The organism is Paenibacillus oceani, from assembly GCF_014705615.1.
GTDB lineage: Bacteria > Bacillota > Bacilli > Paenibacillales > NBRC-103111 > Paenibacillus_AB > Paenibacillus_AB oceani.
In genome coordinates, this window is record NZ_JACXJA010000007.1 from 64,289 (window position 1) to 77,216 (window position 12,928).

Genomic DNA, 12,928 nt, shown 5'->3' on the forward strand with positions numbered 1-12,928 from the left:
GAAGAAAGTAAGGAGTAGAATCGGAAATGGAGAGGGGTTCGAATGTGAGTATTCGGAGCAACCTGCGGACGAAGCTGACCGGATGGGTATTTTACCTACTGGTCTTGACGCTGATCGCAGCCAATCTCGCCCTGTGGGGAAGCGGGAAGGCTAATGCGGAGCGATTGCCGCTTGATATCGTGATCGAGCACGGCTTTGACGGTAAAATGAAGGACGGAAAATGGTTTCCGGTCAAGATGACCGTAACGAATCCGGGTGACGACGTCTCCGGCGATCTGACGGTTCGGATGACGGGCGACGTAAATGGCGGCAAAGGGATCGTGTATGCCGAACATGTCGATCTCCCCAAACAAAGCACGAAGGTCGTCTGGTTTGCTCTGCCCGGCAAACAACTGAACGAACGGAACAACGTCATCGCCTTTTATGAGAAAGGAGCCGACAAGGGCAAGGTGATCCCGTTCTCCCAGGAAGACGTATCGATCATCACGAAGCCTTTATCACCGGAAACGCTTATGGCGGGCGTGATGGCCCGTGATCCGGATACGCTTAACTTTTTATCCCTGCTGAACCAGAAGGGGTATCAAGTGCAGACGACGCTGCTTACGACGGGCGATTTTCCTTGGGAAGCCACGATGCTTGACGGTCTCGATGTAATTGCCTTCAACGATGCGGAAACGGACAGGCTGAAGCCCGAGCAGGTGAAGGACATTGAAGCGTGGGTCGAGCGCGGCGGCAAGCTCATACTCGCGGGCGGCGCCGGCTATGCGAAGACGGCCTCTCCTTTCAGCGCGATTGCGCCGGTCACGGTTTCCGGTACCGCCTCGGTTGCGGAGCTCAGCTCGTTCGTTCAGGCGACCGGCCGGGAGCTGGACCTGAAAGGTCCGGTTACGGTATCGGCTGCAGCGGTAAAATCGGGCGAGACGCTGTACGCCGAGAAAGGGATTCCGCTTGTCGTGGAAGCCCCTGTCGGACAAGGCTCGGTCACTTATATCGCTTACGACTTGTCGATGGAGCCGCTGGCGTCCTGGAACGGCAATCCGGCGATCTGGGAACGGATCTTGTCGGATGTTCTGGTTATGAATAATAGCGGCAAATCGGTGCGTATGGACGGAATGTGGGAGCTGAACAACGCGCTGGAAATATTCCCGCAACTGATTCCTCCCGCTTACGGAATTCTTGCGCTGCTATTTTTGGTATATGCCATCGTCGTGGGACCGGCGCTGTATATAATTCTAAAAAGAGTGGACCGCCGCGAATGGGCCTGGTTCGCAATCCCGATCGTAGCGATCGTAACCAGCGTCTCGATCTATGCGATCGGCGCATCCGGCCGCGGTTCGACGCTGGCTCAAACGCTCGGAATGAACATCCTCTCCGGGAAAGGGGAGGCAACCCGGACCGCAGCTTCGTCGGTATTCGTGCCGAGCGGCGGCAGCTACGAGCTGGAGTGGGCCGGCAAGCGCAGTATATCTCCGTTTATGGTGAACGACGGAAACTCCCTGCAGTCCGGAAATGCCGATATGATCATTCGATCCGAGCCCGAAAAAACAGTGGCGGCGTTCAAAAACGTTCCGTTCTGGTCGGTGCGCAAAGTGTTCGGCTCGCCAGAAACGGTAGCGGATGCGGGACAGTTCGAATACACGATCCGGCTCGACGCCTCCGGCGCCAAAGGCGAGATCGTCAACAATACGAAATCCGAGATGTACGAAGCCGGCATCTTCATCGGAGGGCAGTGGATCCGGATCGGCGACATGAAGCCGGGCGAGAAGAAGCCGTTTCAGGTCGGAACGACCAACCTATCGTCCATGATGTACTCCGACTGGGGACATATCGTATTCCCGTACGCCGGCAATCAGGACGTATGGGAGCGGGAACGCTCGCTTCTGAACAGCTTCTCGCGCAGCTATGCGAGCGGTATGCAGAGCGCCCTGTCTTCGGAGCCTATGATCGTCGCGTTCTCCAAATCGGCCAGCGCGTTGTTCAAGATCGACGGCAAAGATGTGCAGTCGGAGCGGATCGATCTGTACGCCCAGCCGCTCAAGCTAGACTACGTCCAAGGCGACCGCATTTTCATCCCGCGCGGCGTTGTCGTTCCTTTTGTAGAGTCCAGCAACGTGGCACATATGAGCACTTACAATAACGGCGGTATCGATGTAGGCAAGGGCGACTTTAAGCTTGTCTACCGCATACCGTCCCGTTCCAACTGGAAGTTTGAGAAAATAACGCTGGCGATGCAGGTTCAGCAGCAGTTTACCGTGGAACTGTGGAACGAAAGCAGCCAGTCATGGGAAGCGTTAAACGGCAATCCGAGCGAGCTGGACACCGCCCGTGTGAAGCAAGTGCTGACCGCCGCTAACGAGCTGCGCCTGCAAGTCACGAACAGTCAAAACGGCGGCCGGTTCACGTATCCGACGATCGGTGTGGAAGGGGTAGTGTTGCCATGATCGAAATTCGCGAGCTCACGAAAACATACGGACAATTCACGGCGCTTAACCGGCTCGATATGACGATTGACAAAGGAACGGTATTCGGATTCGTCGGTCCGAACGGAGCCGGAAAGTCGACGACGATGTCCATCCTGGCTACGCTGCTCATTCCGACGTCGGGATCGGCCAAAGTGGGCGGGTACGAGGTAACCGAATATCCGAAAGAAGTCCGGAAACTGATCGGGTATATGCCCGACTTTTTCGGAGTGTACGATAATTTCAAAACGACCGAGTATTTGGATTTTTACGGGGCCAGTTACGGCATTCCCCGCGCGGAACGGCTTAAGCTGATCCCCCAGCTGCTGGAACTGGTTAATTTGAGCGAGAAAGCGGACTTTTACGTCGATTCCTTATCTCGCGGCATGAAACAGCGGCTTTGTCTGGCGCGCTGCCTCGTGCACGATCCGGAGCTGCTCATTCTCGACGAGCCGGCTTCGGGCCTCGACCCGAGGGCGCGGATCGAAATGCGGGAAATTTTGAAAGAGCTCAAATCGATGGGCAAAACGATTATTATTTCGTCGCATATTTTGCCGGAGCTGGCGGAGATGGTGGACGAGATCGGCGTCATCGAAAACGGCACGCTGCTGGCCAAAGGGAAAGTGAACGACATTCAGCAGCGCATGCGCGCCAACCGGGTGCTGCATCTCCGGATCTTGGATCGGGAAGCGGAAGCCGTCGCTTTCCTGAAAGATTTGCCGCTGGTGACGCTGGTCCTGCAAGACGAACTGGGCATCCGGGTCCACTTCGGCGGGCGCGACGAAGAACAGTGGGAACTGCTAAAACTGCTCGTCGCAGGCGGATATAAGGTACTGTCGTTCCATGAAGCGCAGACGGATCTGGAAGACGTCTTCCTGGAGATTACGAAAGGGGTGCGGGCATGACCTGGAAACAAAAGTGGATCAACCCGGTGCTGGAAAAGGAATTCCGCCTTCGGATGCGGACGATCCGATCGCCTCTTGCGCTTCTCGCCTATCTGGTCGTAATCGGCCTGCTGGCGCTCGGGTATATTTATCTCGAGATGCACAGCCGCGGATCGCGCGGTTTCAGCCCGGAATCGAGCCGGATGCTGTTTTACTTTTTGAGCGGCGCACAGCTGGTGCTGGTCTGCTTTATGGCGCCAGGCTTGACGGCCGGCGTTATTAGCGGCGAGCGGGAGAAGCAGACGCTGAATATTTTGCTGACGACGCAGCAAAGCTCGGCGACGATTATTTTAAGCAAGCTGTTTTCTTCGCTTAGCTTTATGTTTTTGATCGTGTTCGCTACATTGCCGGTGTACAGTATCGTGTTTTTGTTCGGGGGCATCTCCCCTACGCAGTTGCTTGCCGTGTTCGGTTTTTATATTCTCGTCATGGTGGCGCTGGGCTCGATCGGCGTATTGTTCTCGACGGTGCTGAAGAAAACGGTCGTTTCGCTGATCGTCACATACGGGGTCGGATTGTTCCTGTACGTATTTACCGGCTTGGCTGCGATTTTTATTATGGGTGTCACGAACAATCAGGCGAGAGAGGTTTCCGGATTTTTAATCGGCATTAACCCGCTGGCGGCGATGATCAGCATATTCGAACCCGGATTTTCGGATGAGTTTTTCAGAGGCGGCTGGAAAGGGATGGAGCTTTGGCATATCTTCGTTCCGATTCATATCGTGATTTCTATTGTAGCGGTACTGCTGGCGATCCGATTCTTGCGGCCGAAAATGAAAAAGCAGACGGTGTAACGCCGGGAGCCGAATTTGAGAGGAGGACTCATCATGCCGACGGAAACTTTGCGGCGCCACATAGCGGCAGTACGAAGACGTCTGATCGCCCTGCGGATGATCCGGCTCGTCCAGTTCGGACTGATCGGCGGAGCGGCGGCGGCGGTAGCGTTAGCGGTAGCGGGCCGATGGTTTCCGATCGGGCATTACCGGCTGCTCGCGCTGATACTGGTTGCGGCCGGGGCATTAGCCGGAGTCGTCGCGGGGATGTTCCGGAAGCCGGATGAGCGGGACGCCGCCCGGGAGATGGACCGCAGCGGAGGCTTGGAAGAACGCGTCGGCACGGCGCTCGCCCATCTGGAAGCCGATTCCCCGATTGCGAAGATGCAGCGGGCCGAGGCGATCCGGTATGCGGAGTCGTTTCGGAGGGAAGCGCCGAAGCGGCTGCCGGTCCGGCTCGATCCGAAAAAGCTCGGCATGCTCGCCGGGATGGCTGCCGCACTCGTCTTCCTGCTCCTATGGCCCAATGCGATGGACGAGAAAGTGAAACAAAGGCAGGAGGCCGAGATGTGGATCGAAGAGCAGGCAGCCCAGACGGAGGAAAATCGGGAGGAGCTAAAGTCGCAAAAGCTGCCTCCGCTCGAATTGCAGAAGCTTGATAAAGAGCTGCAGGCATTGGAGCAAGGTCTGAAGAACAGCGAGACGCCCGTGCAGGCGCTTAACGAAATGGAAGAAGCGATGAAAAAGCTCAAGGAGCAGGAGGAGCAGTGGGTCAAGGAACAGAAGCAGGCCGAGCTGTGGGCCAAGCAGTGGGAAGCGAATCCGGCGTTGAAGGAGCTCGGCCGCAACTTGTCGGGGCTGAATCGCGAAGGAGTGAACTCGGCGCTGGAAGGGCTTCGTCAGGAAGCGGCCCGGATGACCCCGGAGCAAAAGCAGGAGCTCGCCAAAGCGCTTGAGAAGCTGGCCGAATCGGCCGTGTCTGCGGACAAGGAAGCGGAGCAGCAGTTGAAAGATGCGCTGAACCGGCTTGCAAGCGAAGCGAGCGGCCCGGCTTCGGCCCAGGCAGCCGGAGGGCTTAGTGAGGAAGCGCTCCAGGCGCTTCAGGAGGCGCTCGCCCAATCGATCGCCGGCCAGCTTGCCCAGCTCCAGCTCGCCGCGCAGGCCGGGCAGATGAGCGGCCAACTCGCGCAGGCCGGCCTGCAAGCCGCCGGCCAGTTGGCGGCGCAAGGCGTAGCGCTGCCGGCGGCTTGGGGCGCGAACGGGTTGGCGGCCGGGCTGGCCTCGGCCGCTTCGCCCGGAGCGGTTCCGCCGGGAGCCGGCAGCCAGCCGGGCAGCGGCACCGGAACCGGGACCGGACCAACACCCGATCAAGGCTCGGGAAGCGGGGCAGGCTCGGGCTCCGGTTCCGGGAGCGGCTCCGGGTCCGGTTCTGGTAGCGGAAGCGGCTCGGGTTCAGGCAGCGGAAGCGGAAGCGGCTCCGGATCGGGAGGCGGCGGTGCGGGCGGTCTTGCCGGTGGCGTCGGCAACGGCTCGCGCGGCTTGGTCCATACGCCCCGGACCTCTACAGGCGGCGGTACGACCGAGACGGACAGCGGACCGGTTAACGGCAGAGGGGAAGTGTCACTGGACGGATCGGCCCCCGCTATGGACGGCGCATCCCGTCCGTACGAGGAAGTGTACTCCGAATACGAAGCTGAAGCGACGCGTTCGCTGAACCGGTCGGAGCTGCCGCAGACGGTTCAGCAGCTGGTCCGCGACTATTTTACCGAAATACAACCGAATCGATAACGTTAGGAGGAATTCCTGTGATCGAAACTAAGGAACAGCTGGAGCGGCAGCTGGCGACCGTCGCCGCGATCCGCGAGCAGATCGGACGTGTCATCGTCGGCCAGAAGGAGATTGTCGAGCAACTGCTGTGGTGTCTGCTCGCAGGCGGGCATGCGCTTCTGGAGGGGATTCCCGGACTCGGTAAAACGATGCTCGTGCGGACGATCGCGGATACGGTCGACCTCAGCTTCTCGCGCATTCAATTTACGCCGGATCTGATGCCGGCCGACATTACCGGAACAACGGTGATCCAGTTTGGAGGCCAAGGAGACACGACGTACCGGTTCCAGAAGGGGCCGATATTCGGGCACCTCGTGCTCGCGGACGAAATCAACCGGGCTACGCCCAAGACGCAAAGCGCGCTGCTGGAGGCGATGCAGGAGAAGACGGTAACGGTCGGCTCCGAAACTCACGCTTTGCCGAAACCGTTTTTTGTGCTCGCGACGCAAAATCCGCTCGAGAACGAAGGGACTTACCCGCTGCCGGAAGCTCAGCTGGACCGGTTTCTGGTCAAAATCGTCGTCAGTTATCCGACGAAGGAAGAACTGAAGGAGATTGTGCTCCGCACCACTTCGACTACGACTATTCAACCGGAGAAGGCGGCGGACGGAGAAGCGATTGTGCACATTCAACAAACCGCCAAGCAGATTCTGGTTGCGGACAACATTCTGGATTATGCGGTCAACCTGCTGATGTGCACGCATCCGGCGGAGGCCGACGCTCCCGAATCGGTCAAGCGATACGTTCAGTTCGGCTCAGGTCCGCGCGGCATTCAGGCGATCGTATCGCTGGCCAAAGTCCGAGCGTTCTGCGCAGGGCGGATGAACGTGTCGTTTCACGATATCGAGCAAGTGGCGATTCCGGCTTTGAGGCACCGCGTGTTTCTTAACTTTGAAGGCCAGGCGATGGGAATAACGACCGACCGGATTTTGCAGGACGTGCTTGCCGCGATGGAGAGCCGCCGATGAGCGGGAATATGGCGCTGGATTCGGAGACGCTGCTGCGGCTCGAGCGGATGTCCATTACCGCCAAGACGAGAGTCCGGGGCACGATGCAGGGCAAGCGCAGGTCCAGACAGACCGGCGCTTCGCTGGACTTCGCCGATTACCGGCTGTACGCTCCCGGGGACGATATCCGGCAGATCGACTGGAATGTGTACGGGCGCAGCGGCAAGCCGTTCGTCAAGCTGTTTCTCGACGAGCAGGAGCTGATCGTCCGGTTGTGGGTCGATGTGTCGGCTTCGATGAATACGGGAGGCGAGCGAAGCGAAGGAACGAACAAGCTGGACTATGCCAAAAGACTGGCTGCCAGTATCGGGTATATGGCGCTCGCCGGGTACGACCGGGTAGGCGCCGGACTGTTCGGCGAGCAGGTGTCGTCGACGCTTCCCGTGATGCGCGGCAAAGCGTCCGCACGCAGGCTGTTTCAATATTTGTCGGAGGCGGAAGCGGAGCGGACGGGCGATCTGTTCAAGGCGCTCGGACAGCCCGGAACGCTGCCCCGCCAGCCTGGGATGACCTGGCTGTTCTCGGATTTTCTGTACGAATCGGGCGTCTACGAGACTTTGAACATGCTCGCTGCCGCCAGGCAGGAGGTCGTTGTCGTCCAAGTGCTGTCGCCGGAGGAGCTGCATCCGGAGTTGACCGGCGATTTGCGGCTGGTCGATATCGAGTCGGGAACCGGCAAAGAGGTGGCGATGTCCGGCAAAGTGCTGAAAGCTTATAAGGAAGCGCTGGATTCGTATACGGGAGCGCTTCGCGGCTATTGCCACGAGCGAGGCATTACGTATGCGCTGGCTCCGACGAACGTTCCGGTATTGGAATGGATTGCGGGAACGATGCGCTCAAGCGGCGTCCTGCAATGAAGGATTTGACTCAATTACGGCGGCTGGCGGGAGGCGCGTGCGAGGAGGTGCTTGGCTATGTTTTTCGATTCCGTCCCGAGCTTATGGTTCGGCTTGTCTATACCCGCCATTGTGCTGCTGTACTTGTTCAAGCGCAAATATGTGGATACGCCCGTTTCCAGCCATCTGTTATGGAACCGCGTATTGAAAGATATGGAGGCCAACCGGCCGTGGCAGAAGCTGCGCAACCGGCTGCTGATGTTCGTCCAGCTGCTGATGGCGGCGCTGCTGGTGCTGGCGCTGATGCAGCCCTGGATCGCGGCGGGAGGGTCGGCGAAGGAACACGCCGTCATCGTGCTGGACCGGTCGGCAAGCATGACGTCGACGATCGTCACGGCGGACGGCAAGAAGGAGAGCCGGCTCGACCGGGCAAAGACGGCGGTCATGGAATGGGCAGCCGGGGACGCTTCGGGAAGCGCTATCACCCTGATCGCCATGGGGGAACAGGCCGAAGTGCTGTTGTCGCGTGAAACGGACCGGAATCAGGTGAGAGCGGCACTGGATGCGGTCACCCCCGCCTACGGCAAGACGGCGTACAAAGAAGCGATGTCGCTCGCATCCGCCTTGACGCGGGACGGCAAGGATGCGGAGATCCGCCTTTTTACGGACGGGTTATTCGCCGAACCGGTAACCGGGCTGACGTTCGAGGTGCCCGTTACCGTAATGAAGCCGGAGGATGAGGCTTCGGCCGCCGGAGGCAATGTGAGCGTTACGCAGTTCGGAGTCAAAAGCATCCGGGAATCCGGCGGACTGGCGACGGCGGTCGCTTCCGTCAAAAACTGGGGGCAGGCCCCCGCCCAGATCGATGTAACGGTGTATGCGGGCAAAGAAATGGGCGATATGCGCCGGGTGACGGTGGAGCCGGGGAAACAAACGTCCGTGTACTTCGAAGGTCTTGCTCCGGCGGACTGGTACAAGCTCGATATCGGACAAAACGACGCCCTTGCGGCGGATAACGTGTCCTACGCTTTTCTGGCCGGCGAACGGCCCAAGCGGGTGCTGGCGATCGGAAGCGGCAATCTGTTCCTGGAAAAAGCGCTGCAGCTTGCCGGGGCCGAAGTGACGAAGCTGCAGCCGGAAGGGGCGGACGCGTGGATTGCGACGTTAAAGCCGGAATCCGCTCCCGACGTTTTCGTGTTGGAGTCGGTTCCGGAAGGCGCATTGGCCTCGGACGCCTGGCAAAAGCTGCTGGCCGGCAAACCCGTCCTGTATGCAGGGTCCGGCTATGAGGGCAAGCCGGCCTCCGTGCCGGCGGGGTCTTACACGATGGCCGAGCACCCGGTCACCCGCTATTTGAAATTCCAGGACACTCACGTGGCTTCCGTCCGGCAGCCTTCGAACGCATTATGGGGCAAGCCGGTCGTATCGGCCGGCGAGGTGCCGCTTGTGTACGCCGGTACGGACAATGGCGTGCCGCGGCTATTGATCGCATTTTCCCTGCAGCAGTCCGATTTGCCGCTGAGAACCGAGTTCCCGGTATTCGTCCAGAATGCGCTGGAGTGGTTGACCGCTTCGCAGGGCGGAAGCTTGGGCCGGGCGGTAGCCGCAGACCGCAAGGAAATCGCGATGTCTCCCCGCTCGTCCTCGGCGGTATGGATCGATGCGGCAGGCGGCAGGACGGCCGGCGAGGCGGAACTGACGTCAGGGCGTCTGGCGGCGTTGCAAACGGTGCCGGACCAGCCCGGGCTGTACCGCCTGGAGGAGAAGGACGAAGCCGGGCAGACGGTGCAAATGCGCTGGCTCGGGGTTACGATGGATTCGCGCGAATTCGGTACGGCTGCAGCGGAGCTTGAATTCAAGTCATCGTCCGGTACGGCCGGGGAAGCCGGGGAGGACAGCACGGAAGCGGGGGCGCCTTCGAAGTCGCCGTATTGGCTGTGGCGCTGGATTATCGCTTTGGCACTGGTTGTCGTCGTATGGGAATGGGGGGTGTACCGGCGTGGGACTTCAGTTTGATTCAGCTTTGTATATGCTGCTTCTCATTCCGGCGGCCGCCTATCTCGTATGGATGTGGAGGACGACGTCCAGGCTGGCCGGCTGGCGCAAACGGATCGCTTTCGGCCTGCGCAGCCTCGTGCTGCTGCTGCTGATTTTGTCGCTTTCCGGCCTGAATAGCTTTGCCGTGATCGAGCGCAAGGCGGTCGTATTCGTAGCCGACCGTTCGGACAGCATGACCGATTCCGCGTCCCTGGAGTCGTGGATTCGCCAATCCGCCGCAGCCAAAGCGGACCACGATTCGGCCGGAGTCGTCTCAGCGGGGCTGGAGGCGGTCATCGAGAAAAGTCCGGACCCGGAAGGGGCCGAGCGGTTTACGTTTACGAGCAAAGTGAACTCGCAGTTTACGCGGCTTGACGCGGCGCTCCAGTTGGCGGAGACGCTGATGCCAGCGGATGCGTCGCCGAGAATCGTGCTGATATCCGACGGCAGAGAAAATGTCGGGGACTTGCTCAGGCAAGGGAAGCTGCTCAGGGACAAAGGGATTCCGGTCGACGTCCTGCCTCTTCCGTCCAAGGAACGCCGCGATGCGGCAGTCGATTCCTTGATGCTGCCGGAGAAGCTGTATCAGGCCGAACAGTACGCGCTCGAGGTCGCCGTATCGAGCTCGTTCGCCACGACCGGAGAGCTGCGCATCTATGAGGACAACCGGGAAATCTCGAGCCAGCAGGTGGCGCTGGAGAAAGGACATAACCGGTTCGCGCTGCGCGGGCTTGCGAAAGAACAGGGACTGCACCGGTACCGGGCGGAACTGTACGCCGCCGGCGACGAAGTGTCGGCGAACAATGCCGCATATGCGTTCAGCCGGGTGTCGGGGCCTCCCAAAGTGCTGCTGGTGGAAGGAACCGCCGGCGCGGCGTCTAATATGACGGGCGTGCTAAACTCCGGACTGATTCCGTACGACCTGATCACGCCGGAGATGCTGTCCCGCGAGCTGGCCGACTATACGGGCTACGACTCGATCGTGCTCGCCAACGTAGCGGCCACCCGGATGTCGGACAGCCAGATGAGCATGATCGAACAGGCGGTGCGCGATTACGGCGTCGGGCTTGTGATGACCGGGGGAGACGAGAGCTTCGGACTCGGCGGTTACTTCAAGACGCCTGTCGAGCGTGCGCTTCCCGTATATATGGATTTGCGGGGGAAAAGGGAAGTCCCGTCGCTGGCGCTGATGCTCGTCATCGATAAGTCGGGCAGCATGTCCGGTGGCAAGATGGAGCTGGCCCAGGAAGCCGCGACCCGGACGATTCAGCTCATGCGCGAGAAGGATACGATCGGCGTCCTCGCCTTCGATTCCACTCCCTGGTGGGTCGTCGAGCCGCAACTACTGACAGATCCGAAGAAAGTGTCGGAGCAGGTCAACTCGATTACGGCCGACGGCGGGACGGAAATCTATCCCGCCGTGGAGCAGGCGTATCAGAAGCTGGTGGGCGTAAAGGCCCAGCGCAAACATATCATCCTGCTTACCGACGGCCAGTCGGCCACGAACCAAAGCTATGAAGCGCTTGCCGACCATATGGTGAAAAACGACATTACCTTGTCGTCGGTCGCAATCGGGGACGGAGCGGATACACAGCTGCTCGAGCGGCTCGCTCAGCTTGCCAAAGGGCGTTATTATTTCACGAACGACCAAACGACGGTCCCCGCGATCTTCAGCAGGGAAGCGGTGCTGATGTCCCGCACGTATATCGTTGACCAGCCGTTCGTTCCCGCGGTCGGCCAGGCGGCGGAATGGAACCCGATGTTTGCGGGAGGGCTGCCGCAGGTGAACGCTTATATCGCCACGACGCCGAAGGAGACGGCGGAAGTGGCGCTGATGAGCCCCGAGCCGGACCCGTTGCTTGCGCGGTGGCAGTACGGGGCGGGCAAAACCGTCGCTTGGACGAGCGACCTGACCGGCAAATGGTCGGGAGACTGGACCCGGTGGAACCGGTTCGCCGATGTATTCAGCCGGATCGTCAAGTGGACGTTCCCGCAGTTCGACGCGTCTCCGCTGGAGCTTACGAGCCGGATGAACGGAAATGAAGTGACGCTTGACGTCCGCAGCGGCGGAGGCGACGGGACCGGCTACCCCGGCGAGCTGAAGGCGGTCGTTACCGATGAGGAGCTGAACCGTACGGAGGTTGCCCTTGAGCCTACCGTGCCGGGGGAGTACAGCGGGCTGCTGGATGTCGCCAAGCCCGGCGTTTATTTGACCAAAATCGAGGCTGCAGGGGAGGGAGCGGGCACCGCCGGCGCTGCGACCGGCATGACGACCGGGTTCGTAATTCCCTATTCGCCGGAATACCGGATCAGCCAGGAGGACGGGGCGGAGAAGCTGAGACGTCTGGCGGAGCTGACCGGCGGGCGGGTGCTGTCGCCGGACAATCCGGAAGAGGCGTTCGCTTCCGCCACGGTGCCGAAAAAGCGCGTCCACGACCTGACGCGGCCGCTGCTGATCGCGGCGCTGCTCGTCTGGCTCGCGGACATCGCGGTCCGCCGCCTCCACGTGCCATGGGAGCGCCTTGTCCGCCCGCTCGCGGCCTGGACTCGCGGCGGCCGTCCGCAATCGGCCGCAGCCGGCTCCGCCGCTGCGGTCGGCCGATTGCGCACCCGCGTCGCGGAGCGCGGCCAGACTCGGCCGCCTGCGTCGGCGCCGTCTACCGCTGCGCCGACGCAGGCTTCGCCGTATGCGCCGCCTGCGGCGTCCGGAGCGCAGGCTCCGCGTCCGGCCCCCGGTCCGGGGCCGGGGGCAACGTCCGACCAGCCTACGCCGTCCGCAGCGGTCCGGGCGGCGACCGCACCTGCGCCTGCGGCAAGCGCGGATGCGCCTGACGACGGCACGGAACGGCTGAACCGGCTGCTCGCCGCCAAGAAGCGCCGGGACCGGTAAGCCGTTTCTGTTCACGAAATATGCGCCCGCCGATAGCGGGCGCATGCTCGTGAAAAGAGGCGATAAGCTTCGAATTCACACGGAAGCTAGCATTTTTTGTCCGTTTTCGTTACAATACAAGGAAGAACGGTGCGTCTGGACACCGTTTTGAACTG

At 60.6% G+C, this 12,928-nt stretch carries 8 protein-coding genes; all 8 read left to right on the forward strand.

Going from position 1 to position 12,928, the window contains the following annotated elements; translation table 11 throughout:
• The first annotated feature begins 44 nt into the window (after positions 1 to 44).
• The 8 genes from IDH45_RS07235 to IDH45_RS07270 are packed head-to-tail and all read left to right on the forward strand — an operon-like array spanning position 45 to position 12,773.
• Complete coding sequence (locus IDH45_RS07235; protein ID WP_190926080.1) at positions 45 to 2,441, forward strand: DUF7408 domain-containing protein; 2,397 nt, start codon at positions 45 to 47, stop codon at positions 2,439 to 2,441.
• Entirely contained in the window at positions 2,438 to 3,364 is a 927-nt protein-coding gene (locus tag IDH45_RS07240; RefSeq protein ID WP_190926082.1) for an ABC transporter ATP-binding protein, read from the forward strand. The genes IDH45_RS07235 and IDH45_RS07240 overlap by 4 nt, the downstream gene beginning before the upstream one ends.
• Positions 3,361 to 4,197 (forward strand): ABC transporter permease, encoded by an 837-nt coding sequence (locus IDH45_RS07245; protein WP_190926084.1) that lies wholly within the window; start codon positions 3,361 to 3,363, stop codon positions 4,195 to 4,197. The genes IDH45_RS07240 and IDH45_RS07245 overlap by 4 nt, the downstream gene beginning before the upstream one ends.
• A gap of 33 nt (positions 4,198 to 4,230) precedes the next feature.
• Positions 4,231 to 5,964, forward strand: coding sequence for a hypothetical protein (locus IDH45_RS07250; protein WP_190926086.1), 1,734 nt, complete (start codon positions 4,231 to 4,233; stop codon positions 5,962 to 5,964).
• 17 nt (positions 5,965 to 5,981) lie between these two features.
• Positions 5,982 to 6,971: an AAA family ATPase gene (locus IDH45_RS07255; RefSeq protein WP_397326995.1), complete on the forward strand. Its 990-nt coding sequence runs from the start codon at positions 5,982 to 5,984 to the stop codon at positions 6,969 to 6,971.
• Positions 6,968 to 7,867 (forward strand): DUF58 domain-containing protein, encoded by a 900-nt coding sequence (locus IDH45_RS07260; protein WP_190926088.1) that lies wholly within the window; start codon positions 6,968 to 6,970, stop codon positions 7,865 to 7,867. Before IDH45_RS07255 ends, IDH45_RS07260 begins: the two co-directional genes overlap by 4 nt.
• 57 nt (positions 7,868 to 7,924) lie before the next feature.
• Positions 7,925 to 9,862, forward strand: a complete 1,938-nt coding sequence (locus IDH45_RS07265) for a vWA domain-containing protein (RefSeq protein ID WP_190926089.1) — start codon at positions 7,925 to 7,927, stop codon at positions 9,860 to 9,862.
• Positions 9,846 to 12,773, forward strand: coding sequence for a VWA domain-containing protein (locus tag IDH45_RS07270; RefSeq protein WP_190926091.1), 2,928 nt, complete (start codon positions 9,846 to 9,848; stop codon positions 12,771 to 12,773). The genes IDH45_RS07265 and IDH45_RS07270 overlap by 17 nt, the downstream gene beginning before the upstream one ends.
• Positions 12,774 to 12,928: the final 155 nt, after the last annotated feature.